The sequence below is a fragment of the Burkholderia sp. IDO3 genome (assembly GCF_003366075.1).
In the GTDB taxonomy this organism is placed as follows: Bacteria; Pseudomonadota; Gammaproteobacteria; order Burkholderiales; family Burkholderiaceae; genus Burkholderia; species Burkholderia anthina.
Window position 1 is genome coordinate 131671 of the sequence record NZ_CP028963.1, and the last position, 25660, is coordinate 157330.

At 69.1% G+C, this 25660-nt stretch carries 20 protein-coding genes and 1 pseudogene; 13 read left to right on the plus strand and 8 right to left on the minus strand.

Features of this window, described 5'->3' with window-relative positions:
- Window positions 1-20: 20 nt before the first annotated feature.
- Entirely contained in the window at window positions 21-1673 is a 1653-nt protein-coding gene (locus DCN14_RS15015) for an acyl-CoA dehydrogenase family protein (RefSeq protein WP_096506699.1), read from the minus strand.
- A gap of 127 nt (window positions 1674-1800) precedes the next feature.
- On the opposite strand from DCN14_RS15015, the gene DCN14_RS15020 reads away from it, so the two are divergent.
- The 3 genes from DCN14_RS15020 (at window position 1801) to DCN14_RS15030 (ending at window position 4841) form a co-directional block, all read left to right on the plus strand.
- The gene (locus DCN14_RS15020) at window positions 1801-2481 is read left to right on the plus strand and encodes a TetR/AcrR family transcriptional regulator (RefSeq protein WP_096506698.1); all 681 of its coding nucleotides are present in this window, start codon (window positions 1801-1803) and stop codon (window positions 2479-2481) included.
- A 304-nt stretch (window positions 2482-2785) separates the two neighbouring features.
- On the plus strand, window positions 2786-3940 hold the full coding sequence (locus DCN14_RS15025; RefSeq protein WP_096506697.1) for a pyridoxal phosphate-dependent aminotransferase: 1155 nt from the start codon (window positions 2786-2788) through the stop codon (window positions 3938-3940).
- A gap of 112 nt (window positions 3941-4052) precedes the next feature.
- Window positions 4053-4841, plus strand: coding sequence for an ABC transporter substrate-binding protein (locus DCN14_RS15030; protein WP_096506696.1), 789 nt, complete (start codon window positions 4053-4055; stop codon window positions 4839-4841).
- A 93-nt stretch (window positions 4842-4934) separates the two neighbouring features.
- Here DCN14_RS15030 and DCN14_RS15035 read toward each other — a convergent pair whose 3' ends face one another.
- Window positions 4935-5507, minus strand: a complete 573-nt coding sequence (locus DCN14_RS15035; RefSeq protein ID WP_096506695.1) for a PadR family transcriptional regulator — start codon at window positions 5505-5507, stop codon at window positions 4935-4937.
- Between the two features lie 68 nt (window positions 5508-5575).
- A complete protein-coding gene (gene cadR / locus DCN14_RS15040) occupies window positions 5576-6007 on the minus strand; it encodes a Cd(II)/Pb(II)-responsive transcriptional regulator (RefSeq protein WP_011350541.1) in 432 nt (143 codons plus the stop codon).
- An 81-nt stretch (window positions 6008-6088) separates the two neighbouring features.
- Between cadR and DCN14_RS15045 the strand changes: the two genes are divergently transcribed.
- On the plus strand, window positions 6089-8656 hold the full coding sequence (locus DCN14_RS15045) for a heavy metal translocating P-type ATPase (protein ID WP_096506694.1): 2568 nt from the start codon (window positions 6089-6091) through the stop codon (window positions 8654-8656).
- A 10-nt stretch (window positions 8657-8666) separates the two neighbouring features.
- Complete coding sequence (locus DCN14_RS15050; protein ID WP_096506693.1) at window positions 8667-9026, plus strand: zinc ribbon domain-containing protein; 360 nt, start codon at window positions 8667-8669, stop codon at window positions 9024-9026.
- A gap of 83 nt (window positions 9027-9109) precedes the next feature.
- On the opposite strand, the pseudogene DCN14_RS15055 reads toward DCN14_RS15050, so the two are convergent.
- A pseudogene (locus DCN14_RS15055) lies at window positions 9110-9678 on the minus strand (GyrI-like domain-containing protein); the annotation flags it as partial.
- 334 nt (window positions 9679-10012) lie between these two features.
- On the opposite strand from DCN14_RS15055, the gene DCN14_RS15060 reads away from it, so the two are divergent.
- The 4 genes from DCN14_RS15060 to eutC all read left to right on the plus strand — a co-directional run bounded on the left by DCN14_RS15060 (window position 10013) and on the right by eutC (window position 15355).
- Window positions 10013-11476 carry a mechanosensitive ion channel gene (locus DCN14_RS15060; RefSeq protein WP_096506691.1) on the plus strand — a complete coding sequence of 488 codons (1464 nt, stop codon included), beginning with the start codon at window positions 10013-10015 and terminating at the stop codon, window positions 11474-11476.
- Window positions 11477-11664: 188 nt separating this feature from the next.
- Complete coding sequence (gene eat, locus DCN14_RS15065; protein WP_096506690.1) at window positions 11665-13077, plus strand: ethanolamine permease; 1413 nt, start codon at window positions 11665-11667, stop codon at window positions 13075-13077.
- Between the two features lie 92 nt (window positions 13078-13169).
- Window positions 13170-14567 (plus strand): ethanolamine ammonia-lyase subunit EutB, encoded by a 1398-nt coding sequence (locus DCN14_RS15070; protein ID WP_096506689.1) that lies wholly within the window; start codon window positions 13170-13172, stop codon window positions 14565-14567.
- Window positions 14564-15355, plus strand: coding sequence for an ethanolamine ammonia-lyase subunit EutC (gene eutC, locus DCN14_RS15075; RefSeq protein ID WP_096506688.1), 792 nt, complete (start codon window positions 14564-14566; stop codon window positions 15353-15355). The genes DCN14_RS15070 and eutC overlap by 4 nt, the downstream gene beginning before the upstream one ends.
- Window positions 15356-15370: 15 nt before the next feature.
- Here eutC and DCN14_RS15080 read toward each other — a convergent pair whose 3' ends face one another.
- On the minus strand, window positions 15371-16255 hold the full coding sequence (locus DCN14_RS15080) for a LysR family transcriptional regulator (RefSeq protein WP_096506687.1): 885 nt from the start codon (window positions 16253-16255) through the stop codon (window positions 15371-15373).
- Between the two features lie 147 nt (window positions 16256-16402).
- Between DCN14_RS15080 and DCN14_RS15085 the strand changes: the two genes are divergently transcribed.
- Window positions 16403-18025, plus strand: coding sequence for an MFS transporter (locus DCN14_RS15085; RefSeq protein WP_096506686.1), 1623 nt, complete (start codon window positions 16403-16405; stop codon window positions 18023-18025).
- A gap of 239 nt (window positions 18026-18264) precedes the next feature.
- Here the strand turns inward: DCN14_RS15085 and DCN14_RS15090 are convergent, their stop codons facing one another.
- Entirely contained in the window at window positions 18265-18693 is a 429-nt protein-coding gene (locus DCN14_RS15090) for a pyridoxamine 5'-phosphate oxidase family protein (protein WP_096506787.1), read from the minus strand.
- 323 nt (window positions 18694-19016) lie between these two features.
- Here DCN14_RS15090 and DCN14_RS15100 point away from each other — a divergent pair, with 323 nt between their 5' ends.
- The 3 genes from DCN14_RS15100 to DCN14_RS15110 all read left to right on the plus strand — a co-directional run bounded on the left by DCN14_RS15100 (window position 19017) and on the right by DCN14_RS15110 (window position 22620).
- Window positions 19017-20543, plus strand: a complete 1527-nt coding sequence (locus tag DCN14_RS15100; protein ID WP_096506685.1) for an aldehyde dehydrogenase family protein — start codon at window positions 19017-19019, stop codon at window positions 20541-20543.
- Window positions 20544-20839: 296 nt separating this feature from the next.
- A complete protein-coding gene (locus DCN14_RS15105) occupies window positions 20840-21379 on the plus strand; it encodes a hypothetical protein (protein WP_096506684.1) in 540 nt (179 codons plus the stop codon).
- Window positions 21380-21585: 206 nt separating this feature from the next.
- A complete protein-coding gene (locus DCN14_RS15110) occupies window positions 21586-22620 on the plus strand; it encodes a helix-turn-helix domain-containing protein (protein WP_096506683.1) in 1035 nt (344 codons plus the stop codon).
- Between the two features lie 46 nt (window positions 22621-22666).
- On the opposite strand, the gene DCN14_RS15115 is transcribed toward DCN14_RS15110, so the two are convergent.
- Window positions 22667-23758 (minus strand): ADP-heptose--LPS heptosyltransferase, encoded by a 1092-nt coding sequence (locus DCN14_RS15115; protein WP_096506682.1) that lies wholly within the window; start codon window positions 23756-23758, stop codon window positions 22667-22669.
- Window positions 23755-25458 carry a thiamine pyrophosphate-binding protein gene (locus tag DCN14_RS15120; protein ID WP_096506681.1) on the minus strand — a complete coding sequence of 568 codons (1704 nt, stop codon included), beginning with the start codon at window positions 25456-25458 and terminating at the stop codon, window positions 23755-23757. Before DCN14_RS15120 ends, DCN14_RS15115 begins: the two co-directional genes overlap by 4 nt.
- Window positions 25459-25660: the final 202 nt, after the last annotated feature.

Consider the following 25660-nt stretch of genomic DNA (forward strand, 5'->3'; position numbering starts at 1 on the left):
GATGAGCGGGCGGCCGGGCGTCAGGCCGGATACGCGCGCTGCAGCAGCGCGGCGACGTCGATCGCATGCGGATCGAAGCCGCCCGCGATGCGGCCCCAGTCGGGTGCGGCGAGCCGCGTCGCGACGAACGCGTCGGCGACGGCCGCGGGCGCATCGCGACGCAGCAGGCACGCCTGCGCGACGAGCGCGAGCCGCTGCGCGAACACGCGCGCCGATGCCTCGAGCGTGTCGGCCGGCGCCGCGAGCATCGCGCGCAGCGCGTCGAGCGCCGTGCGGATGCGCGGTTCGCCCGCGCCGAGATCGGTCAGCTCGGCGAGCAGCGCGGCAGCGGCATCGGGCTCGCGCGACACCGCGCGCAGCACGTCGAGGCACATCACGTTGCCGGAGCCTTCCCAGATCGAGTTGACGGGCGCTTCGCGAAACAGCCGCGCGATCGGCCCGTCGTCGACGTAGCCGTTGCCGCCGAACACTTCCATTATTTCGCCGCTCAGTTCGACCGCGCGCTTGCAGACCCAGAATTTCGCGGCAGGCGTGACGATCCGCTTCCACGCGCGTTCGCGCGGCGAGTCGTCGCGCTCGAACGCATCGGCCAAGCGCATCGCCAGGGCAAGCGCGGCTTCGCTTTCGAGCGCGAGATCGGCGAGCACGGTGCGCATCAGCGGCTGCTCGGCGAGCGCGCGGCCGAACGCGTGGCGCTGACGCGTATACGCGATCGCCTGCACGACGCCCTGGCGCAGCATCGCCGCGCTGCCGAGCACGCAGTTCAGCCGCGTGTAGGTGGCCATTTCGATGATGGTCGGAATCCCGCGGCCTTCGTCGCCGAGCATGATGCCCCACGCGTCGTTCAGCTCGATCTCGCTGCTCGAATTGCTGCGGTTGCCGACCTTGTTCTTCAGCCGCTGGATCTCGACCGCGTTCTTCGTGCCGTCCGGTCGCCAGCGCGGCACGTAGAAGCACGACGGGCTGCCCGCTTCGGTGCGGGCGACGACGAGGTGCGCGTCGCACATCGGCGCGGAGAAGAACCACTTGTGGCCGCGCAGCCGGTACTCGCCGCCGCGCCCGCCCGCGCCGACGGCGGTTGCGAGCGTCGTGTTCGCGCGCACGTCGGAGCCGCCCTGTTTCTCGGTCATTCCCATGCCGAACCAGATCGAACGCTTGTCGGCGACGGGCACGTCGCGCGGGTCGTAGTCGTCGCTGTAGAGCTTGTCGCGCAGCAGCGCCCACAGCGCGGGCTCCTTCTGCAGCACCGGCATCGCGGCCTGCGTCATCGTGGCCGGGCACAGCGTGCCGGCCTCGATCTGGCCGTGCAGGTAGAAGCCGGCCGCGGTCGCGGCCCAGCGGCCGGGGCGCGAATCGCGGAACGCGAGCGACACGAAGCCTTCGTTGCGGTACATCCCGAGCAGCGTGTGCCAGGCCGGATGAAAATCGACGCGGTCGATGCGCCGGCCGCGCCGGTCGAACGCGCTCAGCTCCGGCGTGTGGCGATTCGCTTCGTCGGCGAGCCGCGCGGTGTCGGCGCTGCCGAGCCGGGCGCCATAAGCGTCGAGCCGCGGCACGGCCCAGTCGGCGCCGGCGCGGACGAGCGCCTCGCGCAGCGCGGCGTCCGTCGCGAAGAGGTTATAGTCGACCAGTTCGTCGAACTGGTTCGTGACGGCATGGGTCGATTCGGTCATCGGGTTGTCTCCGGTCTCATGCTTCGCGGCTTCGCGCCCGGTCGGCCGGGTGCCGCGCTGCCGGCGCGTGCATGCCGGTGCCGGCTTCCGGTCAAACGTGTTTCCGCTGAATTTCAGAGTAGCAAATATGCCGCCGCGACATGTTCAGGTTCCGGCGCCGCCCGGCCAGCCGGCGGCGCAACCCGCGCCCGCATTGCGCCGCCGGCCGCGCCAGTCGCGCGCGCAGGCCACGTCCGATGCGCTTCAGCAGGCGTTCGTTCAGCTTTTGCTCGAACGCGGCTATGCGAAGGCGACGATCCGCGAGATCGCAGCCGTCGCAGGCGTGAGCGTCGGCACCTTCTACGAATACTTCGGCGACAAGCAGAGCCTCGCCGCGCTGTGCATTCACCGGCGCGTGCTCGCGCTGGCCGACCGGCTGCGCGACGCGGCGCACGGGTTGCGCGGCGCGCCGCGCGCCGAACTCGCGGCCGCGCTCGTCGACTTGCAGATCGATGCGATCGGCGCGGACGCCGCACTGTGGAGCGCGCTGTTCGCGCTGGAGCGGCAGGTGTCGCCGCTCGCTGCCTACCGCCGGCACTACGACGCCTACGTCGCGCTGTGGCGCGACGCGCTCGCTCAGGCCGCCGATCCGCCGCCGGCCGAGCGGCTCGATGGGCTCGCGCGGATGGCGCATGCGGTCTGTTACGGCGGCGTGTCGCAGGCGCTGCTGACGCTCGGGCCGGCGCTCGACTTCGGCGCGCTGCGCAGCGAGTTGCACACGCTGCTGCGCGCGTATCTGGCGGCCGGCGCCAGCCCGTCATCCATGTGAACGGGCTTTCAGGGCACGTTCCCCTGTTTTGGAAAATTCATGCGTGGGGCTGGCCAACGCAAGCCCGTTATTAGTGCGGACAGGCCCTAGCGGACAAGCCCTAGGGTAATGCCCGATTCGCATGCGGCGCGGGCGACGCCATCGTGGCGCTGAGCCTTTGGTGTCGCGAGCCATGAGGAAAATGCATGGCCGCCATGACGAACTTTCGATTGTCCGCCGATATTGGCTGGGGCTAAATCATGCGGCATGTGCAGGGCCGCGCGTCTCGTGCAGGCCTGCTCGAAGGACATCAGAAGGAGGAGTCATGCGAAGCGCCACCACGCCCCGTTCGAAACTGCCCGACGTCGGGACGACGATCTTCACGGTGATCGGCCAGCTTGCCGCGCAGCACGATGCGCTGAACCTGTCGCAGGGCGCGCCGAATTTCGCGCCCGATCCCGCGCTCGTCGAGGGCGTCGCACGCGCGATGCGCGACGGCCACAACCAGTACGCGCCGATGGCCGGCATCGTGTCGCTGCGCGAGCTGCTCGCGGAGAAGACCGAGGCGCTGTACGGCACGCGCTACGATCCGGGCACCGAGATCACGGTGATCGCGAGCGCGAGCGAAGGGCTCTATGCCGCGATCAGCGCGCTCGTACATCCGGGCGACGAAGTGATCTATTTCGAGCCGTCGTTCGACAGCTACGCGCCGATCGTGCGGATGCAGGGCGCAACGCCGGTCGCGATCAAGCTGTCGCCCGAGCATTTCCGCGTGAACTGGGACGAAGTCGCCGCAGCGATCACGCCGCGCACGCGAATGATTATCGTGAACACGCCGCACAACCCGACCGCGACGGTGTTTTCCGCCGACGATCTCGAACGGCTCGCGCAGCTCACGCGCAATACCGATATCGTCGTGCTGTCCGACGAGGTCTACGAGCACGTCGTGTTCGACGGCGCGCAGCATCAGAGCGTCGCACGTCACCGCGAGCTGGCCGAGCGCAGCGTGATCGTGTCGTCGTTCGGCAAGTCGTTTCACGTGACGGGCTGGCGCGTCGGCCACTGCATCGCGCCGGCCGCGCTGATGGACGAGATCCGCAAGGTGCACCAGTTCATGGTGTTCTCGGCCGATACGCCGATGCAGGTCGCGTTCGCGGAAATCCTCGCGCGGCCGGAAAGCTATCTCGGACTGTCGGCGTTCTACCAGGCCAAACGCGACCTGCTCGCGCGTGAACTGGCCGATTCGCGTTTCGAGCTGCTGCCGAGCGAAGGCTCGTTCTTCATGCTCGCGCGCTTCAGGCACTTCTCGGACGAAAGCGACAGCGATTTCGTGCTGCGCCTGATCCGCGATGCGCGCGTCGCGACGATTCCGCTGTCGGCGTTCTACACCGACGGCACCGACGCGGGCGTGATCCGGCTCAGTTTCTCGAAGGACGACGCGACGCTGATCGAGGGCGCGCGGCGGTTGCGCTCGCTGTAATCGCGGGCACGGCCCGCACCCACGCAGGCGACGTCTACGTCGCACGGAAAGCCACGGATGGGCCGCAGCACGTGCCGAAGCACGGCTGCGGTCGACCAGTCAGGAGATCACGATGAAACATGGACACACCCTGAAACTCGCGTTCGCATTCGCGTGTGCGCTCGGCTCCGGCGCGGCGCTCGCCGACGGGCAGACGCTGCGCTTCGGCCTCGAGGCGCAATACCCGCCGTTCGAGTCGAAAGCGCCGAACGGCGACCTGCAGGGTTTCGACATCGACGTCGGCAATGCCGTCTGCCAGACGGCGAAGCTGTCGTGCAAGTGGGTCGAGACGTCGTTCGACGGGCTGATTCCCGCACTGAAGGGCCGCAAGTTCGACGCGATCAATTCGGCGATGAACGCGACCGAGCAGCGGCGCCAGGCAATCGACTTCACGACGATCATCTACCGCGTGCCGACGCAGCTGATCGCGCGCACCGGCAGCGGCCTGCTGCCGACGCCCGAATCGCTGAAGGGCAAGCGCGTCGGCGTGCTGCAGGCGTCGATCCAGGAAACCTATGCGAAGGCGCACTGGGAGCAGGCTGGCGTGTCGATCGTCGCGTACCAGGATCAGAACCAGGCGTACGCGGATCTCGTGTCGGGCCGCCTCGACGCGACGCTGGTGCTCGCGCCGGCCGGCCAGCGCGGCTTCCTGTCGCGTCCGGACGGCAAGGGTTTCTCGTTCGTCGGTCAGCCGGTGCGCGACGACAGGATTCTCGGCAGCGGGATCGCGTTCGGACTGCGCAAGGGCGACGACGCGCTGAAGACGAAACTCGATGCGGCGATCGACAAGCTGAAGGCGGACGGCACGGTGAAGTCGCTGGGCCGGAAGTACTTCGGCAATATCGACATCTCGACGCAGTAAGCGGGGAAAGCGGCGGCCGCGATGGCCGCTGCGAGGCATGACGGGCCGTGGACGCGCGGCGCTCGCGCGTTCGCCGTCAAGTCGGCCGTCGGATCAGCCGTCGACCCAGCGCAGCGCGCCGATCTTCAGGTGTTCGACGATGCTGCGGGCCCAGTCGAGCTCCGCGTTGAGCAGCACGAGCGCGTGCTCGTTCTGCAGCAGGAACAGGCGCGGCACCTGTTCGTTCTGCGCGACGTTGCGCAGCGATTCGAGGCGTTCGCGCTCGGCTTCGAGCGCGGCGATGCGGCGCTCGAGCTGGTGGCGCGCATCTTCGGCGTCGAGCAGCGGCAGGAAGGCAAGGCCGGCGCCGAATGCCGGGAATTCGCGCGCGGGCTCGGCGAGCAGCGCATGCAGCCACGCCTGCCCGGCCGTGTGTCCGGTTTCGGTCAGCGTGTACAGCGTGCGCTCGGGAAACGCGCCGTCGCGCTCGGTATCGTGCACGGCGATCAGCCCGTCGCGCAGCAGCCGGTCGATCGTCTGGTAGAGGCTCGTGCGCTGCCGCACGTTGACGACTTCGTCGTAACCGCGGGCCTTCAACTGTTGCAGCATCCCGTACGGATGCATCGGCGTTTCGGTGAGCGTCGCGAGGACCGCGAGCGCAAGCGGAGACGGGCGGCTCGATGTCATGAATAGTTCGATTATGTCTAGTGAGAATATAACTAGTATTAACTAGACTATCATATTCCACAAGGGTTTCAGCCGAGGTGCGAGCGCTTCGCAGCCGGTGCGACGGTTTCCATCGTCGCCAGACCATGCACGATGCCGCAGTCTTCGACCGAATGTTCGCCGACGCATTGACGCCGCAATTCGGTGAGCTGATCGCGCAGATGCGTGAGTTCCGCGAGGCGTGCGTCGACGTGGCCGATGTGCTCGTCGAGCAGCGAGTTGATCGAATCGCACGGGTCGGCCGGCGTATCGGTGAGCTGAAGCAGCGCGCGGATTTCGTCGTGCGCCATGTCGAGCGCACGGCAGTTGCGAATGAAGCGCAGCCGCTCGACGTGCACGTCGGTGTAGTTCCGGTAGTTCGAATCGGTACGCTCCGCATCCGGCATCAGCCCCTCCTTCTCGTAGAAGCGGATCGTTTCGGGCGTGCAGCGGGCCGCTTTGGCCAGTTCGCCGATCTTCATGGCTTTCTCCGTTGCAAGGCTTGACCTTGTAGTGGCTTCAGGGTGTTAACTCTACACCGTCAAGCCATAGAGGAGGTTGTCATGACCGACGCCCAGCGTACCCACGACCCACGACACCGTCATGCCGGCGGCGCCGAGACCTGCTGCGCCGACGCGCGCGACTCGCAGGCGGCGACCGTCGACGACACGGCGCCGGCGGCCGGCGAGCACGCGCACGGCGACGGCGCATCGCGCGGCGCGCAGCCGCACGGATGCGGCCACGACCATGACCACGATCATGCATCCGCGCACGGCACGGGGCACGATCACGACCACGGCGACCATGTCGGCCACGCACACGGCGACGGGCACGGGCACGGCGCGGCGTGTTCGCACGACCACGCGGCACATGACCATGCCGGTCACGACCACGACCACGACCACGACCACGACCACGCGGCCGGCGACTGCTGCGCGCCCGCCGCGCTGACGCTCGCGCCGCTCCCGGTCGCGCAGGCCACCGCATCGGGCCACGTGCGTTCCGCGTTCCGGATCATGCAGATGGACTGCCCGACCGAGGAAACGCTGATCCGCAAGAAGCTCGGCGGCATGCAGCAGGTATCGGCGCTCGAATTCAACCTGATGCAGCGGATGCTGACCGTCGACCACGTGCCCGGCGCGCAGCCCGCGATCGAAAGCGCGATCCGCACGCTCGGGATGACGCCGGAGGCCGCGTCGGCCGATGCGCCGGCCGCCCGCGTCGCCGACGCGCCCGCGAAGCCGTGGTGGCCGCTCGCGCTGGCCGGCGTCGCGGCGATCGCGTCCGAAGCGGCGAACTGGGTCGGCCTGCCGGTGTGGCTGTCGGCCGTGCTCGCGCTCGCGGCGGTGCTCGCATGCGGGCTGACCACCTACAAGAAAGGCTGGATCGCGATCCGCAACGGCAATCTGAACATCAACGCGCTGATGAGCATCGCGGTAACCGGCGCGATGGCGATCGGCCAGTGGCCGGAAGCGGCGATGGTGATGGTGTTGTTCACGATCGCCGAACTGATCGAGGCGAAGTCGCTCGATCGCGCGCGCAATGCGATCCAGGGCCTGATGCGGCTCGCTCCCGACACCGCGACCGTGCAGGACGCCGATGGCGCGTGGCGCACCGTCGAAGCCGCGCAGGTGGCGCTCGGCGCGGTCGTGCGCGTGAAGCCGGGCGAGCGGATCGGGCTGGACGGCGAAGTCGTCGCGGGCCGCTCGACGGTGAACCAGGCGCCGATCACCGGCGAAAGCCTGCCGGTCGAGAAGGCGGCCGGCGACGCCGTGTACGCAGGCACGATCAACGAGTCGGGTTCGTTCGACTATCGCGTGACGGCGGTTGCGGCCAATTCGACGCTTGCGCGGATCATCCACGCGGTCGAGGAAGCGCAGGGCGCGAAGGCGCCGACGCAGCGTTTCGTCGACCAGTTCGCACGCGTCTATACGCCGATCGTGTTCGCGATCGCGCTGCTGGTCGCGGTGGTGCCGCCGCTCGTGCTGGGCGGCGCCTGGCACGACTGGATCTACCGCGCGCTGGTGCTGCTCGTGATCGCATGCCCGTGCGCGCTGGTGATCTCGACGCCGGTGACGATCGTGTCGGGTCTCGCGGCCGCGGCGCGGCGCGGGATTCTCGTGAAGGGCGGCGTCTATCTGGAAGAAGGCCGCAAGCTTGCGTGGCTCGCGCTCGACAAGACCGGCACGATCACGCACGGCAAGCCGGTGCAGACCGACTTCGACCTGCATGCCGCCGACGTCGACGCCGCGCAGGTGCGCCATCTCGGCGCGAGCCTCGCGGCGCGCTCCGATCACCCGGTGTCGCAGGCGATCGCCGCGGCGGCCCGCGACGCGCAGACGGCAGCGTTCGCCGATGTAGAGGACTTCGAAGCGATCGTCGGGCGCGGTGTGCGCGGCACGATCGACGGCGCGCGCTACTGGCTCGGCAACCACCGGCTCGTCGAGGAGCTCGAACGCTGCTCGCCGGCGCTGGAGGCGAAGCTCGATGCGCTCGAGCGGCAGGGCAAGAGCGTCGTGATGCTGGTCGACGACACGCGCGTGCTCGGCATTTTCGCGGTGGCCGACACGATCAAGGACACGAGCCGCGCGGCGATCGCCGATCTGCACGCGCTCGGCATCCGTACCGCGATGCTGACCGGCGACAACCCGCACACCGCGCAGGCGATCGCGCAGCAGGCCGGCATCGACGATGCGCGCGGCAACCAGTTGCCGGAGGACAAGCTCGCGGCGGTCGAGGAACTGGCGGCCGGCGGCGCGGGCGCGGTCGGGATGGTCGGCGACGGGATCAACGATGCGCCGGCGCTCGCGCGCGCCGACATCGGTTTCGCGATGGGCGCGATGGGCACCGACACGGCGATCGAGACGGCCGACGTCGCGCTGATGGACGACGACCTGCGCAAGATTCCCGCGTTCGTGCGGCTGTCGCGCGCGACGCATCGCGTGCTGGTGCAGAACATCGGTTTCGCGCTCGGCGTGAAGATCGTGTTCCTCGGCCTGACGGTCGCGGGGCTCGGCACGATGTGGATGGCGGTGTTCGCCGATGCGGGCGCGAGCCTGATCGTCGTCGGCAACGGCTTGCGGCTGTTGTCGAAGGCCGGCGTGTTCGACGGCGCGCAGACGCAGCGATGAGGAGCGGGCGATGCGCTTTCTGAAACGGATCCTGGGTGGCCACGGCGGCGGGCATGGCGGCGGCCATCACGGCAACCACGGCGGCGGGCAACACGGCGGCCACGGTGCGGAAGGCCATGGCGGCCACGATGCGCGCGGCCGCGACCGTCACGGTTGGGGCCGGCAGTCGCAGCCCGACGCGCAGGGCGGCAACGCGCCGCTGCGCCAGCTCGCCTGCGCGGGCTGCGGCGCGCTCAACGCGGCGGACGCGCGATTCTGCGCGCAGTGCGGCACCTCGCAGCGCGGCAACGCGTGCAGCCGCTGTCACGCCGCGCTGGCGGCCGATGCACGCTTTTGCCCGAGCTGCGGGACGCAAGCCGGCCGCGCCTGATCGCCGGCCCTTGGCCGGCCGCACGATCAGGCAGACGCATCATCCCGGTCTCGACGTACGCCGGCCGGCCCGTGCCCCTTCACTCACCGCAGCGGTAAATAAATTTCGGTTTGCAGGTCGGCCGGCGCCGCATCCATCGGCGTGTTCAGATACAGCTCGAACGACGGCGCATCGGCGGCTTCGCGGCCCGAGTGACGCAGCCAGTCGCCGTACAGCCACTGGTAGGCCGCTTTCAGGTCCGCATACGGTCCCGTGTGCAGCAGCACCGCATGATCGCCGCCCGCGATCGTTACACGCTCGACCGGCGGCGCCGGCGCGACGTCCGGCGCGCCGTCGGCCGGCACGAAACAGGCTTTCGCCCGCAATTGCGCTTCGGGCGTCGTATCCGGATCGTCGTAGAAGATTCCGATCATCTTCGCGCCGGGGCCGATCAGTCCGTGCTGCGCGACCCACGCGCCGATGTGCGCGAACGCGTCGCCGACCTTCAGGTACGCACCCGTGTGCGCAACCGCATACCCGCGCAGTTCCGGCAGCCGCCGGATCTCGACTTCATGCTTGAACATGCCTTCTTCTCCTCGCTTTAACGGCTAGACGGACGGATCGGCCGGTGCGGCACAGGCGGCACACCGCAAGCATCGCGAAATGCACACGCGCGACCCGCGCCGCATGGCGCAGCCACGCGGGCGTGCCGGGTTTGCGTGGCGACGGTCATCGGCATGCTCCGGCAGGAATCGACGCCACGGTAGCACGCGCACGATGGATAAATCGTGCGGAGAGGCGTAGGCATGCTGAATCCGCCCCTTTTTTATTTCATCGAAATGGGGTTCCGCCCCTGCGATCTATGACTAAAGTTAAAGACGGTGAAATCCGATGAATACGTCATTTTTCTCGGGTAAGTTGCTCGGGCGGCACAGCACGGTTTTCGAAGTACGCAGGTAGTTCGTCGATGTTCAATCGCAACGCCACGTTTTTCGGGAGAAGAAGAAATGGATGCTTCCAGCTTCATCACGTCGCTGCAGACCACGCTAGGCGGATACCTGCCCAAGATCGCGGGCGCGATCGGCATCCTGGTGATCGGCTGGCTGATCGCCGTGGTGGTGCGGGCCGGCGCGCTCCGGCTGCTCAACGCGCTGAAGGTCGACCAGCGCATCAACGAAAGCACCGGCCAGGGCGCCTGCGTCGAGCGCATCGTCGCCGGCGGGCTGTTCTGGCTCGTGCTGCTCGTCACCGCGGTGGGGATCTTCAACGTGCTGAATCTGTACGCGGTCTCCAATCCGTTCTCGCTGCTCGTCACGCACATCGTCAACTACCTGCCGAACCTGATCGGCGGCGCGGCGCTGACGCTGATCGCGTGGCTCATCGCGTCGCTGCTGCGCAGCCTCGCGAGCCGTGCGCTGAAGGCGAGCAAGGTCGACGACAAGCTGTCCGAAAGCGCGGGCATGCAGCCGATGAGCGGCTACCTCGGCGACGTGCTGTTCTGGCTCGTGATCCTGATGTTCCTGCCGGCGATTCTCGCGTCGTTCGCGCTGTCCGGCCTGCTGTCGCCGGTGCAGGGGATGATCGACAAGCTGCTCGCGATCGTGCCGAACCTGTTTGCGGCCGCGGTGATCGGCTTCGTCGGCTGGGTCGTCGCGCGCGTGCTGCGCGGCCTCGTGACGAACCTGCTGGTTGCCGCCGGCGCGGATCGTCTCACCGCGCGGCTCGACAGCCCGACGCCGGTGCGCGTGTCGAGCCTGATCGGCACGATCGTCTACGTGTTCGTGTTCGTACCGACGCTGATCTCCGCGCTCGACGCGCTGAAGATCGATGCGATCTCGATGCCCGCCACCAACATGCTGAACCAGTTCCTCGGCGCGGTGCCGGACATCGTCGCGGCGATCGTGATCGTGCTCGTCACGTTCTATTTCGCGCGCTTCGTCGCATCGCTCGCGCAGAAGCTGCTGGAAGCCGCCGGCGCCGACGGGCTGCCGGCCGTGCTCGGCGTCGAACGCGTGTTCTCGGGGATCCTGCAGCCGTCGGTGCTGGTCGCACGGCTGATCGTGTTCTTCGCGATGCTGTTCGCCGCGGTCGAAGCCGCGAACCGGCTCGGTTTCACGCAGGTGCGCGACGTCGTCACGCTGTTCATCGAATTCGGCGGCCACGTGCTGACGGGCGGCGTGATCCTCGTGATCGGCGTGTGGCTCGCGAGCCTTGCGCGTCGCGTGATCGAGCAGGCCGACCGCGAACACAGCGTGCTGTTCGCGCGGATCGCGCAATTCGCGATCCTCGGCCTGGTGTTCGCGATGGGGCTGCGCGCGATGGGCATCGCCAACGAGATCGTGCAGCTCGCGTTCGGCCTCGTGCTCGGTGCGATCGCGGTGGCGGTCGCGCTGTCGTTCGGCCTCGGCGGTCGCGAAGCGGCCGGCAAGCTGCTCGACCGCTGGTTCAACCAGCGCGGCGGCGGCCAGTAAGCCGGCCGCGCCACCCCGGCTGCCCGAGGAGGGTAGCCGGGGCGGTCAAGCCGCGCGCAGCGGCGTTGCCGTCGGCGAAACGTCAGCGGCCATCTTTGCCGAATTTCGATAACACGTCGTTTAATGACTCTCTAGCATCGATTCTCAGTCGAGCAGGCCGACAGGCCCGCGCCTTTCAGGAGAATCCGATGAAAGCAGAGTCGAATGGCCGGCCCGCCGCCGGCGCCAAGTCGTCCGGCCAGCCCGCGCTGCAGCAGACGCTCGGGACCTGGCAGTTGTGGGGCATCGCGGTCGGCCTCGTGATTTCCGGCGAGTACTTCGGCTGGAGCTACGGCTGGGCGAGTGCGGGCACGCTGGGTTTCGTGATTACCGCGATGTTCGTCGCGGCGATGTATACGACCTTCATCTTCAGCTTCACCGAACTCACGACGTCGATCCCGCACGCGGGCGGCCCGTTCGCGTATGCGCGGCGTGCATTCGGCCCCGCGGGCGGCTATCTGGCCGGCGTGGCAACCCTCGTCGAATTCGTGTTCGCGCCGCCCGCGATCGCGCTGGCGATCGGCGCGTACCTGCACGTGCAGTTTCCGGGGCTCGAACCGAAAAACGCGGCGATGGGCGCGTATCTCGTGTTCATGGCGCTGAACATCGTCGGCGTGCAGATCGCCGCGACGTTCGAGCTGGTCGTCACGCTGTTCGCGATCTTCGAATTGCTGGTGTTCATGGGCGTCGTGTCGCCGGGCTTCGCGTGGAGCAACTTCCTGAAGGGCGGCTGGTCGGGCGCCGATCATTTCAGCGTCGGCGCATTCCACGGGATGTTCGCGGCGATCCCGTTCGCGATCTGGTTCTTCCTCGCGATCGAGGGCGTCGCGATGGCCGCCGAGGAAGCGAAGAACCCGAAGCGTTCGATCCCGATCGCCTACGTGGCCGGCATCCTGACGCTCGTCACGCTGGCGGTCGGCGTGATGGTGTTCGCCGGCGGCGCGGGCGACTGGACCCGCCTCGCGAACATCAACGACCCGCTGCCGCAGGCGATGAAGTACATCGTCGGCGCGAACAGCGGCTGGATGCACATGCTCGTGTGGCTCGGGCTGTTCGGGCTCGTCGCATCGTTCCACGGGATCATCCTCGGCTATTCGCGCCAGATCTTCGCGCTGGCCCGCGAAGGCTATCTGCCCGAATGGCTCGCGAAGGTGCATCCGCGCTTCAAGACGCCTTACCGCGCGATCCTCGCGGGCGGCGTGGTCGGCATCGCGGCGATCTACAGCGACGAGCTGATTCAGTTCGGCGGCCAGACGCTCACCGCGAACATCGTGACGATGTCGGTGTTCGGCGCGATCGTGATGTATATCGTAAGCATGGCGGCGCTGTTCAAGCTGCGCCGTTCGCAGCCGAACATGGCGCGGCCGTTCCGCGCGCCGCTGTACCCGTTCTTCCCGGCGTTCGCGATCGTTGCCGCCCTGATTTGCCTCGGTACGATGGTGTATTTCAACGGGCTGGTGGCGATGGTGTTCGTCGCGATCCTCGCGCTCGGCTACGCGTACTTCCTCGCGACGCGCTCGCAGCGTGCGAGCGCGCCGGGCGACGCGCTGCTCGAGGAGTGAGCATGACGAACGCGAACGGCCGTTCCTGACGGCATCCGGCGCGCCCTGCCGAGCGGGGCGCGCCGTCGGCATTTGGCAAGGAGATTCGAACGATGTCCTATACGGAGACGATCGGCCCGCGCACGTACCATTTCGCGGACCTGAAGACGCTGCTCGCGAAGGCGAGCCCGCTGCGCTCGGGCGACCAGCTCGCCGGCGTCGCGGCGGCGAGCGAGGAGGAGCGGGTCGCCGCGAAGATCGCGCTCGCGGGCGTGCCGCTGAAAGCGTTCCTGAACGAAGCGGTGATTCCGTACGAACACGACGAAGTCACGCGGCTGATCCTCGACGATCACGACGCGGCCGCGTTCGCCGAAATCTCGCATCTGACGGTCGGCGATTTCCGCAACTGGCTGCTGTCGCCGGTTGCCGACGGCGCCGCGCTCGAACGGATCGCGCCGGGCCTCACGCCCGAGATGGTCGCGGCCGTGTCGAAGCTGATGCGCAACCAGGACCTGATCGCCGGCGCCCGCAAGCGCCGCGTGGTCACGCGCTTTCGCAACACGGTCGGGCTCGCGGGCCGGATGTCGGTGCGGCTGCAGCCGAACCACCCGACCGACGACGTGAAGGGCATCGCCGCGTCGATGCTCGACGGGCTGATGTACGGCTGCGGCGACGCGATGATCGGCATCAACCCGGCGACCGACAGCCTCGCGGCGATCGTGAAGCTGCTCGCGATGATCGACGCGTTTCGCGAGCGCTACGGCGTGCCGACGCAGTCGTGCGTGCTGACTCACGTGACGAACACGATCGCGGCGATCGAGAAGGGCGCGCCGGTCGATCTCGTCTTTCAGTCGATCGCGGGCACCGAAAAGGCGAATGCGAGTTTCGGGATCTCGCTCGCGCTGCTCGGCGAGGCGCACGAGGCCGCGTTGTCGCTCAAGCGCGGCACCGTCGGCAACAACCTGATGTATTTCGAGACCGGGCAGGGCAGCGCGTTGTCAGCGAATGCTCACTTCGGCGTCGACCAGCAGACCTGCGAAGTGCGCGCGTACGCGGTTGCGCGCAAGTTCGACCCGTTCCTCGTGAACACGGTGGTCGGCTTCATCGGGCCCGAATACCTGTACGACGGCAAGCAGATCATCCGCGCGGGGCTCGAGGACCACTTCTGCGGGAAGCTGCTCGGCGTGCCGATGGGGTGCGACATCTGCTACACGAACCACGCGGAGGCCGACCAGGACGACATGGACACGCTGCTGACGCTGCTCGGTGCGGCCGGCATCAACTTCATCATGGGGATTCCGGGCGCGGACGACGTGATGCTGAACTACCAGAGCACGTCGTTTCACGATCAGCTCTACGTGCGCGAGGTGCTCGGCCTGCGCCGCGCGCCCGAGTTCGAGGAATGGCTGGAGACGATGGAGATCGCCGACGCGCACGGTGCGCTGCGCGCCGCGAGCGCGCGCGTGCCGCTGCTCGCGGGCGCGAACGACTGGATGGGGATTTCCGCATGAGCGACGCCGTCGAGAAGAATCCGTGGGCGCAGTTGAAGTCGTTCACGAACGCACGGATCGCGCTCGGCCGCGCGGGCAACAGCCTGCCGACCGCGCCGCTGCTCGCGTTCAATCTGTCGCACGCGCAGGCGCGCGACGCGGTGCACCAGCCGCTCGATGCGGACGCGCTGCGGCGCGAGATCGACGCGGCCGGCTTCGCGACGCTCGGCGTGCAGAGCGCGGCGCCCGACCGTCAGCATTACCTGCGCCGGCCCGACCTCGGCCGCAAGCTGTCCGACGACGGGCGCGCGCTGCTGGCCGGTTACGGCGCGGCGCTCGACGACGCGCCGGACGTGGTGTTCGTGGTCGGCGACGGGCTGTCGGCGTTCGCGGCCACGAAGCAGGCGTTGCCGCTGCTGGAGGCCGTGCGTCCGCGGCTCGACGCGGACGGCTGGCGGATCGGGCCGGTGGTGGTCGCGACGCAGGCGCGCGTCGCGCTCGGCGACGAGATCGGCGAGCTGCTGCGCGCGCAGGTCGTCGCGATGCTGATCGGCGAACGGCCGGGGCTCAGCTCGCCGGACAGCCTCGGCGTGTACCTCACGTGGGGGCCGAAGGTCGGCTGCCACGACGCGCTGCGCAACTGCATCTCGAACGTGCGGCCCGAAGGGCTGCCGCATGCCGCCGCGGCGCACAAGCTGCATTACCTGATGACGCATGCGCGCCGGCTGGGCCTCACGGGCGTCGGGTTGAAGGACGACAGCGATGCGCTGCTGCCGCAGGCGGAAGCGGAGCGGATCGAGGCGGAGTGACGGCGCGCCGGGCGGCTACCTGAACAGTCGCTCGCACACGAAGTCGACGAACACGCGCAGCTTCGGCGACAACTGCCGGCTCGACGGCCAGACGATCGAGAACTGCCCCGGCGCGATCCGGTAGGCGTCGAGCACGGTGACGAGCGCGCCGCTGTCCAGCGCGTCGCGCGCGAGGAAGTCGGGCATGTAGCCGATGCCGAGCCCCGACATGACCGCGCCGCGCAGCGCTTCCATGTTGTTGCAGGTCATCGCGGTGCGCAGTTTCAGCGGCGTGCCGTCGTCGGTGGCGAGCGCCCAGTCCTGCAGCTTGCCGGTGGTCGGGAAGCAGTAGCGCACGCAATCGTGCGTGTCGAGATCGCGCGGTGCATGCGGCGTGCCGGCCTGTGCGAGATACGCGGGCGTCGCGCACAGCACGAACGCGAACGGGCCGAGCCGCCGCGACATCAGGCTCGAATCCGACAGCGGACCGCTGCGGATCACCGCGTCGAAGCCGCCTTCGACGACATCCACCATCCGGTCGTTGAAATCCAGGTCGAGCTCGACGTCCGGATAGCGCTGCCTGAATTCGGGCAGCACCGGCAGCAGGAACCGGTAGCCGATCACCGGCAGGCTCACGCGCAGCTTGCCGCGCGGGCGCTGCGCGGACGCCGTCACGGTCGCTTCGGCATCGCGGAAATCCTCGAGGATGCGCTGGCAGCGTTCGTAGAAGTGGCGCCCTTCGTCGGTCAGCGTGACGCGCCGCGTCGTGCGGTTGAACAGGCGCACGCCGAGCGACTGCTCCAGCCGCGCGATCGTCTTGCCGACCGCCGATGCCGAGATGCCGAGCGCGCGGCCGGCCGCGACGAAGCTGAGCGCTTCGGCGGTGCGAACGAAGGCGGCGATGCCGTTCAGGTTTTCCATCGACGTAAGCGGACTGGTTCGGTGCTGGGCAATTACGGAATTTTAGTCCGTTATATCCGGAGCTTCGCGTGGTTTTTCGCGGATTGAATCGGATTTATCTTCTGTCGCTCTGACGGCGCGTCCGCGCCGGCTTTTCGAGGAGCGATGATGGATCAGCCTTTTTCAGCCGCTTCGACGCAGTCGGCACGCCGGCGTGCGTGGGTGCTGGCCGCCGTCTGCATGGCCGCCGTTGCGCTGCCGCTGTCGTTTTCGGGCGGGGCGGTCGCGACGCCCGCGATCGGCCGCGACCTGCATGGCGGCCCGGTCGCGATGAACTGGATCACCAACGCATTCATGCTCGCGTTCGGCAGCTTCCTGATGGCGGCAGGCGCGCTCGCCGACCAGTTCGGCCGCAAGCGCGTGTTCGCGATCGGCGTCGGCGGCTTCACGCTGATGTCGGTCGCGCTCGCGTTCGCGCCGTCGATGCGCGCGGTCGATTGGCTGCGTGCCGCGCAAGGGCTTGCGGCGGCCGCGGCGCTCGCGGGCGGCACGGCGGCGCTTGCGCAGGAGTTCGACGGCGCGGCGCGCACGCGTGCGTTCAGTCTGCTCGGTACGACGTTCGGGATCGGGCTCGCGTTCGGGCCCGTGCTCGCCGGCTGCCTGATCGCGCACTACGGCTGGCGCGCGATCTTCGTCACGAGCGCGGTGGCCGGCGTGCTGTCGCTCGGCGTCGGGCTGCCGCGCATGCACGAGTCGCGCGATCCGCATGCGACGGGGCTCGACTGGCCCGGCACGGCCGCGTTCACCGCCGCGCTGACGTCGTTCACGTTCGGCGTGATCGAGGCGCCCGCGCGCGGCTGGGCGGATCCGCTCGTCGTCGCGCTGCTGGCGGGCGCGGCGCTCGGTGCGGCGGCGTTCGTCGCGATCGAGACGCGCGTGGCGCGGCCGATGCTCGACCTGTCGCTGTTTCGCATTGCCCGCTTCGTCGGCGTGCAGGTGCTGCCGGTGTCGACCTGCTGCTGCTACATCGTGCTGCTGGTCGTGCTGCCGCTGCGCTTCATCGGCATCGACGGCTTCAGCGAAATCGACGCGGGCTGGCTGATGCTCGCGATTTCCGCGCCGATGCTGATCGTCCCGCTCGTCGCGGCGACGCTCACGCGCTGGCTGTCGCCCGGCGTGATCTCCGGGATCGGGCTGCTGATCGCGGCCGCGGGGCTCGTGTGGCTGGGCATCGCGCTGCGCGGCGGCGCGGGGCCGGCGGCGATCGCGCCGATGCTCGCGATCGGCGTCGGGGCCGGCATGCCGTGGGGGCTGATGGACGGGTTGTCGGTCAGCGTCGTGCCGAAGGCGCGTGCGGGGATGGCGACCGGGATTTTCAGCACGACGCGCGTGGCCGGCGAAGGGATCGCGCTCGCGATCGTCGGGGCGGTGCTGGCGGCGCTCGCGCATGCCGATTTATCGCCGGCGACAGGCGGTACGTCAGACGCGTCCGGCGCGACGCTGCGGGCGGCCGCGCGGCTCGCGACCGGCGATCTCGCCGGCGCGGCGGCCGTGTTGCCGGGTGTCGGCCGTGCGGCGCTGCTCGCGAGCTATACGCATGCGTTCGATCGGCTGCTGCTCGGGCTGGCGGTCGTGACGGTGCTGTGTGCGGGCGTGGTGTTCGCGTTTCTCGGCGCGCGGCCGGCGGAAGCCGATGCTGACGCGCAGGAGGATGCAGATGAGCCTCCGCATGCCGAAACGCTGGCGCATCGCCGGACCGAACCGGATTGCGTGGAGACGAGCGGGCGGTGAGAGGTGTGCTGTCGGGCGTTGGCGTGACGGTAATGGCGTGCGGGGCGTTCGTGCATTTCGTCTTCACCGCAACCGCGCACCGACGATCCGCTTCCGGTGCGAATCATCCTCGAGCCCTCGAGCGCTGCGTTGCGCCGCCGTCCCGATGATCGAACCGACGCATCACGTCGGTACGCGCCGCGGCAACGCAGTGTCAGCGGCCTTGCTTCGACAGCGGCGAAGCGCGGGAACGCCGTGCGTCACGCCAGCACGAGCGGCGGCAGTGCTTCATCAGCCCGCGCGTGCGCCCGCTCGACGTCAACGACCACATAACGCAGCGCATCGGGCCACAGATGCGCACGGCTTCCCGCATCCTCGTCGATCGTCGCGCGTCCCTGCACGAGCCACGTCGTCTGCCCGACGAAATCCACGAACAGCAGCGCGATTGCCGGATTCACGAGCAGGTTGCCGATCGTGTTGAACAGGTTGTTGCCCGCGAAATCGGGCAGCACCAGCGTGCGGCGATCGGGCAGGTCGACGAGCGGGCAGAGCGAACCGTCCGCGCGCAGCTGCCGGCCGCGGTACGAACAGTCGCTGTCGCCCGCCGTATTGGCGGTCGCGACGATCAGGAATGCCTGCTCGCGGATGAACGCGACGGCGTCGTCGCTCAGGGGGTCGGGGTCGCTCATGGTGTCGGTCGGCGGGTGGCCGATGCGTGCGAATACGGTGTCGGCACGCAAGCGACATGCCACGCATCGGGCGTCACACGCGGTGCGCCGCTGTGCATCGACACTGTGGAAAATCCGAACACCTGCCGCGCCGGTGTGCCGGCGCGGTGTTCAGAATCGGTACACCCGTTCATCGCGCGCGCGCCACGCCAGCCGCGAGCGGCCGGGCGCACCGTTCCCGTTTCATCTCGACTCCGTTTGGCACGCATGTTGCGTAAAAGGTGCAGCGCAATCCAACCGGCGCTGTATTCACACAAGCCAAGCACGATGAACAGGAGACATGTATGAACCCGTTTGACCTGAAGCAACTGGGCCTCGACGTCGAATATCCGTATCGTCAGCAGTACGACAACTACATCGGCGGCAAGTGGGTTCCGCCGGTGAAGGGCGAGTATTTCGAGAACGTGTCGCCGATCAACGGCAAGCCGTTCTGCCGCGTGCCGCGCTCGAGCGCCGAGGACATCGACGTCGCGCTCGACGCCGCGCATGCCGCCCGCCGCAAGTGGGGCAAGACGTCGGTGGCCGAGCGCGCGAACCTGCTGCTCGCCGCCGCCGACCGGATGGAAAAGAACCTGAAGCTGCTCGCGGTGGCCGAGACGATCGACAACGGCAAGCCGCTGCGCGAGACGATGGCAGCCGACCTGCCGCTCGCGGTCGACCACTTCCGCTATTTCGCGGGCTGCATCCGCGCGCAGGAAGGCGGCATTTCGGAAATCGACGACAACACCGTCGCGTATCACTTCCACGAGCCGCTCGGCGTCGTCGGCCAGATCATTCCGTGGAACTTCCCGCTGCTGATGGCCGCGTGGAAGCTCGCGCCGGCGCTCGCGGCCGGCTGCTGCGTGGTGATGAAGCCGGCCGAGCAGACGCCCGCGTCGGTGCTGGTGCTGATGGAGCTGATCGGCGACCTGTTCCCGGCCGGCACGATCAACATCGTCAACGGCTTCGGCAAGGAAGCGGGCGAAGCGCTCGCGACCAGCAAGCGCATCGCGAAGATCGCGTTCACCGGCTCGACGCCGGTCGGCAAGCACATCCTGCGTGCGGCGGCCGAAAGCCTGATTCCGTCGACGGTCGAACTGGGCGGCAAGAGCCCGAACATCTTCTTCGCCGACGTGCTCGACCAGGACGACGCGTTCCTCGACAAGGCGCTCGAAGGCCTCGCGATGTTCGCGCTGAACCAGGGCGAAGTGTGCACGTGTCCGTCGCGGATCCTGATCCAGGAATCGATCTACGAGCGCTTCATCGAGAAGGCCGTCGCGCGCGTCGAGCGCATCAAGGCCGGCCACCCGCTCGACCTGCAGACGATGATCGGCGCGCAGGCGTCGCAGCAGCAGCTCGACAAGATCCTGTCGTACATCGACATCGGCCGCGGCGAAGGCGCGCAATGCCTGACGGGCGGCGAACGCACGGCGCCGGGGGCCGACCTCGGCACGGGCTACTACGTGAAGCCGACGATGCTGCTCGGCAACAACAAGATGCGCGTGTTCCAGGAAGAGATCTTCGGGCCGGTGGCGTCGGTGATGACGTTCAAGGACGAGCAGGAAGCGATCGAACTCGCGAACGACACGTTCTACGGGCTCGGCGCGGGCGTGTGGACGCGCAACGGCACGCGTGCGTACCGGATGGGCCGCGAGGTCGAGGCCGGCCGCGTGTGGACCAACTGCTACCACCTGTACCCGGCGCATGCGGCGTTCGGCGGCTACAAGCAGTCGGGCATCGGCCGCGAGACGCACAAGATGGCACTGTCGAACTATCAGCAGACGAAGTGCCTGCTGGTCAGCTACCAGGCCGAGGCGCTCGGATTCTTCTGATCGCCGAAGCAGGCGGCGAAGTGCCGGAGCCGGCCAGCAGCGCAACGCTGGCCGGTACGGTTGCCGGTTGCGGCCGGCGGCGGATTTCGCGGAAGGTTCGACGGCCGGACGATGCCTGTCCGGCCGTCGGGCGATGCCCGCGCCGACACGATGCGCCGGCGACCGTTCGTCCGGCACTTCGCTGTTTTTGTCCCTCGACATTCGATACGCGGTCGCGGCTGCGCGTTGCCGGCGGCCTGTGCCGGTAACGGCATCGGCAGTCGCATCGCGCACCGACGGGCCCGACGGAAACCCGCATGGCAGAACCGCCCCGATCCTATCCGCGCCACCCGGTGTTCCACGCGGGTGAGCTCGACGCGCATCGCCGGTTCGGCGTCGCCGACGAAGCCGAGCGGATGAGCGACGTCGTGACGACGCGGCTGAGCATCGGCGTGCGGCAGTTCGTCGAGTCGCAGCCGTTCATGTTCGTCGGCGCGACGAGCGGCGGACCGGCGCACGTGACCTGCGACATCGTGCAGAGCAGGCGCGACGCGAACGGCGATCTGTGGCCGGTCGTGCGCGTGATCGACACGAAGACGCTGCGCTTCGCGCTGCCGATGCGCGGCGCAGGCGAGCGGCTCGATGCGCGTGCTTGCGATGGCGGCGTCGGGTTGCTGTTCATCGATTTCGTGCGCGGCATCCGCTACCGGATCAACGGCCGCGCGACGTTGCGTACCGATCTGCCGGAAGCGGACGCGGCGCCCTGGCCGGCCGGCAGCCCGATCGTCGAACTGGCGGTCGTGCAGGCATACGGCAACTGCGGCACGCGGGTCGTGCGGTTGCGGCCCGGCGCGTAGCCCGCGGCCCGCGCGGCCTTTCGCGGCGGCCAGCCGCCGGCCGTGCAGATGCCGCACCCGCATGGTGCGCGGCACGCCGTCTCCGGGTGCGCCCGCATGGCGTGCATCGGCCGGGCGGCGTGGAATGACGGGCTTGTCGCCGGACCGTGCGGTTCGGCACGGGACTTGCGTGATGGACGCGGTTCCGGGCAGGTGAGGAGAACACGATGGATCAACGAGTGGAGTGCATCGACGAGCCGACGGCCGCGGATACGCGGTGCAGCGCGCAGGGTGACGACGCGCTGGCCGGCCAGGCCGTGGTCAGCGTCGCGCACGACGCCGACGAGCAGGCGCGCAACCTGATCGGCTGGCGACAGACCTACGACCAGCTCGCGGCCGGCCGCTTCATCGGCACGCTGACCGAGCTGCCGCTCGACACGATGAAACTGTTTCGCGAATCGACCAGCCATCTGCTGCGCCAGGCGTGCGAGGTGCGCGGCGATGCGTACTGGTTCGGCGTCCCGCTGGTGAGCGACGGCACGGCGCGCGTCGATGCGTGCCGCATCGGGCCCGGCGCGCTCGCGTTCCGGCCCGGCAACGTCGAATTCGAATTGCTGACGCCTGCGCAGTTCTCGATCTATGGCGTCGTCGTGCGCGGCGACGTGCTGCGCCGTTATGCGGAGGAGGTCGAACACCGCGCGCTCGACGAGCGGCTGTTCACGCAGCACGTGATCCAGGTCGGCGACACGCGGCTCGCGCGGCTGTGTGCGCTGCTCGGCCGCCGGCTCGACGGCGCGGCGGCCGTGGGCGGCCCGCTGCCGGACGCGCAGCGCGACGACCTGCAGGCCGAGGTGCTGGCCGCATTGTTCGACGCGTGCGCGCAACCGGCGGACGACGGGGCCGGCGGCGCACCGTCGACGCGGCGCTGGATCGTCGAGCAGGCACGCGAATACGTGCTCGCCCATCGCACGCGGCCGGTCGGCGTACCCGAGCTGTGCGAGCAGCTTCACGTGAGCCGGCGCACGCTGCAGTACTGTTTCCAGGACGTGCTCGGCATGGCGCCCGCGACCTATCTGCGCACGCTGCGGCTGAACGGCGCGCGGCGCGACCTGTGCGGGCGGGCGGCCGGTTCGGTGCAGGACGTCGCGGAAGCGTGGGGTTTCTGGCATCTGAGCCAGTTCGCGACCGACTACCGGCGGCTGTTCGGCAAGCGGCCGTCGGAAACGCTGCGCGACCGCGCGGCGATGGTGGCTGCCGGGTGAGCAGCGCGGCGGCGCGTGGATGCCGCTACCGCGGCCGGTTTCGCTGTCAGGCGCCGGCTGCCGCTTCGCGCGGCGCCGGCCACGGCAGCGCATCCCAGTCGATCGCCCGGTAAGCGGCCTCGACTGCCGCGAGATCGTCCGGCCGCTCGCTGCGATGCAGTCCGTGCAATGCGTCCGGCACGTCGAGTGCAACCGGCGCGCAATGCGGATAGTCGCGCACGCGCAGCACCGGCGCGATCGTCGTGAAACAGCCGAGCGTCGGCACGTCGAAGCCGTCGGCGAGATGCAGCGCGGCCGTGTCGGGCGCAAACAGCACGCTCGCCCCCTTGACCCATGCAATGAAGCCCGCGGTGTCGGCCGCGTCGCGGCTCACGTCGACGTAGGCCGGATGCGCGACGGGGCCGAACCCGACCACCGGCAGCCCGTAGCGGTGTGCCAGCCGTTCGACGAACGCCGCGTGCAGCGCCGGCGGCACGCTGCGCACCGCGGTGCTCGCGTTCGGGCAGAACAGCACGTACGGTCGCCGCCACTCGGCCGGCAGCGCGGGCAGGCGCAACTGCGCGAGCCAGCGATTGCGCTTCGCGGCGGCCGGCACGGCGGCCGGATCCGCGCCGAGCGCGTCGAGAAAGAAGTCGACCATCGGCAGCCGTGCGAATGCGGGCCAGTACAGATGATTGCCGAGATCGATGCACGGCGCGTGTGCGGGCAGCGTTTCGACGGCGCATGGCAGCTGGCGCGACGGCGCGACGACGTCGGCGGCGAGCGCATACAGCGCGTCGACGTAGCGCGGCGCGCGGGCCGGCCGGTACAGCGTGAAGCGCAGGCCCGGATGCATGGCGCGCAGGGCGGCGAGCGCGGTCAGCCCGATCACCGAGTCGCCGAGTGCGACGCCCATTCCGTTGATCACGTGCACATCCGTCGCACGGCCGTAGTCGAGCCGGAACGGGCGATGCGCGGCGTGCAGCAGGCCGAGCGCCGACGCGGCCGGCACGTGGCCTTCCGCGCGACCGGTGCCGTGCTCGAGGTCGTACGGCGCGACGAGCGTGCCGTCGGGCGCAAGCAGCGTGCCGGGGTGGGCCAGCGCGTCGTCGTGCGACAACGCGGGGCCAGCCGGCGCGGCACGCATCTCCACGATCATTCGCCGCGCGCGCGGCGGCCCTGTTCGCGGATCTGCTCGAGAGTCGCGGCCGGCGTGCTGGCGTCCTGCGGGATGCGGATCTCGATCAGCGCCGGCAGCCCGCAGGTCAGCGCGCGTTCCAGCGCGGGGGCGAAGTCCGCGGTGCGCTCGACCGTCTCGCCATGCGCGCCGAATGCGCGCGCATAGGCGGCGAAATCGGGGTTCGTGAGCCCGGTGCCGTGCACGCGGCCCGGATAGTTGCGCTCCTGATGCATGCGGATCGTGCCGAAATGCCCGTTGTTGACGACGATGGCGACGATGTTCAGCCCGTACTGCATCGCGGTCGCGAGCTCGTTGCCGGCCATCATGAAACAGCCGTCGCCGGCGAGCGCGACGACGGCGCGCGACGGGTACAGCGACTTCGCGGCCAGCGCGGCGGGCAGCCCGTAGCCCATCGCGCCGCTGGTCGGCGCGAGCTGCGAGCGGAAGTGCCGGTACGCGAAGTGGCGGTGCAGCCAGATCGCGTAGTTGCCGGCGCCGTTGGTCAGGATCGCGTCGTGCGGCAGGCGTTCGCGCAGCTGCACCATCACGTCGCCGAGCTGGACGTCGCCCGGCATCGGCAGCGGCGCATGCCATTCGCGGTACGCGCGATGCGCGTCGGCGGCCGTGCCGGCCCACGCGGGCTGTGCCGGCGGCTCGAGCGCGGCGAGCGGCGCCGCGATCTCGGGCATCCCGGACACGATCGGCAGGTCCGCCGCATATACGCGGCCGAGTTCATCCGCGCCCTGATGCACGTGGATCAGCGTCTGGCGCGTTTTCGGGATGTCGAGCAGCGTGTAGCCGCCCGTCGTCGCTTCGCCGAGGCGCGGCCCGATCACGAGCAGCAGGTCGGCGTTGCGGATGCGCTTGCCGAGCGCCGGATTGATCCCGAGGCCGACGTCGCCCGCGTAGTTCGGGTGCGCGTTGTCGAACGTGTCCTGGAAGCGGAATGCGCATGCGACCGGCAACTGCCAGCGCTCGACGAAGGTGCGCAGGTTCGCGCACGCATCGGGCGTCCAGCCGCTGCCGCCGACGATCGCGAGCGGCCGCTCGGCGCGCGCGAGCCGTTCGCGCAGCTCGTCGAGCTGTGCGGCCGACGGCGATGCCGCGATGCGTTTCGCGGCCGGTGCGACCGGCTGCGGCGCGCACGCTTCGGACAGCACGTCTTCCGGCAGCGCGATCACGACCGGGCCGGGACGGCCGGAGGTCGCGACGTGGAACGCATGGCTCAGGTATTCGGGAATGCGGCGCGGGTCGTCGATCTGCGCGACCCATTTCGCCATCTGGCCGAACATCCGGCGGTAGTCGATTTCCTGGAAGGCTTCGCGGTCGAGGTGCTCGCGTGCGCACTGACCGACGAACAGGATCATCGGCGTCGAATCCTGGAACGCGGTGTGCACGCCGATCGACGCATGGGTCGCGCCGGGGCCGCGCGTGACGAATGCGATGCCGGGGCGGCCGGTCAGCTTGCCGACCGCCTCCGCCATGTTCGCCGCCGCCGCTTCGTGGCGGCAGACGACCGTCTGGATGCGCGCGGTGTCGTCAGCCAGCGCATCGAGTACGGCGAGGAAGCTCTCGCCCGGCACGCAGAACGCGCGTTCGACGTGATTGGCGAGCAACGCATCGACGAGCAGTCGTGCGCCGGTGGTGGCGCGCGGCTCGAGATCCTTGGAATGCGACATGGGTTGCCGTCTCCCTGGGTAGCGGGACGTACAGCTTACGCCCGTTGGCCGGCCGCCGGTACGCCGGCCGCTGAAAAGTGTCGGAACGCGGAGCGAGTCGGGCGGCACGTGTTCCATGCGCCGGCTTCGGTTGGCCGAACGGCCAGCTTGTGCGCACGGAGGCGATGGTGAAAAGTGGGCGTTCAGCGGCGAATCGGTGCTT

What these genes read in the sequence shown, in the direction of transcription:
- DCN14_RS15015 (WP_096506699.1), bottom strand. Translation starts at nt 1,673, where the DNA reads ATGACCGAATCGACCCATGCCGTCACGAACCAGTTCGACGAACTGGTC.
- DCN14_RS15020 (WP_096506698.1), top strand. Translation starts at nt 1,801, where the DNA reads ATGCCGCCGCGACATGTTCAGGTTCCGGCGCCGCCCGGCCAGCCGGCG.
- DCN14_RS15025 (WP_096506697.1), top strand. Translation starts at nt 2,786, where the DNA reads ATGCGAAGCGCCACCACGCCCCGTTCGAAACTGCCCGACGTCGGGACG.
- DCN14_RS15030 (WP_096506696.1), top strand. Translation starts at nt 4,053, where the DNA reads ATGAAACATGGACACACCCTGAAACTCGCGTTCGCATTCGCGTGTGCG.
- DCN14_RS15035 (WP_096506695.1), bottom strand. Translation starts at nt 5,507, where the DNA reads ATGACATCGAGCCGCCCGTCTCCGCTTGCGCTCGCGGTCCTCGCGACG.
- cadR (WP_011350541.1), bottom strand. Translation starts at nt 6,007, where the DNA reads ATGAAGATCGGCGAACTGGCCAAAGCGGCCCGCTGCACGCCCGAAACG.
- DCN14_RS15045 (WP_096506694.1), top strand. Translation starts at nt 6,089, where the DNA reads ATGACCGACGCCCAGCGTACCCACGACCCACGACACCGTCATGCCGGC.
- DCN14_RS15050 (WP_096506693.1), top strand. Translation starts at nt 8,667, where the DNA reads ATGCGCTTTCTGAAACGGATCCTGGGTGGCCACGGCGGCGGGCATGGC.
- DCN14_RS15060 (WP_096506691.1), top strand. Translation starts at nt 10,013, where the DNA reads ATGGATGCTTCCAGCTTCATCACGTCGCTGCAGACCACGCTAGGCGGA.
- eat (WP_096506690.1), top strand. Translation starts at nt 11,665, where the DNA reads ATGAAAGCAGAGTCGAATGGCCGGCCCGCCGCCGGCGCCAAGTCGTCC.
- DCN14_RS15070 (WP_096506689.1), top strand. Translation starts at nt 13,170, where the DNA reads ATGTCCTATACGGAGACGATCGGCCCGCGCACGTACCATTTCGCGGAC.
- eutC (WP_096506688.1), top strand. Translation starts at nt 14,564, where the DNA reads ATGAGCGACGCCGTCGAGAAGAATCCGTGGGCGCAGTTGAAGTCGTTC.
- DCN14_RS15080 (WP_096506687.1), bottom strand. Translation starts at nt 16,255, where the DNA reads ATGGAAAACCTGAACGGCATCGCCGCCTTCGTTCGCACCGCCGAAGCG.
- DCN14_RS15085 (WP_096506686.1), top strand. Translation starts at nt 16,403, where the DNA reads ATGGATCAGCCTTTTTCAGCCGCTTCGACGCAGTCGGCACGCCGGCGT.
- DCN14_RS15090 (WP_096506787.1), bottom strand. Translation starts at nt 18,693, where the DNA reads ATGAGCGACCCCGACCCCCTGAGCGACGACGCCGTCGCGTTCATCCGC.
- DCN14_RS15100 (WP_096506685.1), top strand. Translation starts at nt 19,017, where the DNA reads ATGAACCCGTTTGACCTGAAGCAACTGGGCCTCGACGTCGAATATCCG.
- DCN14_RS15105 (WP_096506684.1), top strand. Translation starts at nt 20,840, where the DNA reads ATGGCAGAACCGCCCCGATCCTATCCGCGCCACCCGGTGTTCCACGCG.
- DCN14_RS15110 (WP_096506683.1), top strand. Translation starts at nt 21,586, where the DNA reads ATGGATCAACGAGTGGAGTGCATCGACGAGCCGACGGCCGCGGATACG.
- DCN14_RS15115 (WP_096506682.1), bottom strand. Translation starts at nt 23,758, where the DNA reads ATGATCGTGGAGATGCGTGCCGCGCCGGCTGGCCCCGCGTTGTCGCAC.
- DCN14_RS15120 (WP_096506681.1), bottom strand. Translation starts at nt 25,458, where the DNA reads ATGTCGCATTCCAAGGATCTCGAGCCGCGCGCCACCACCGGCGCACGA.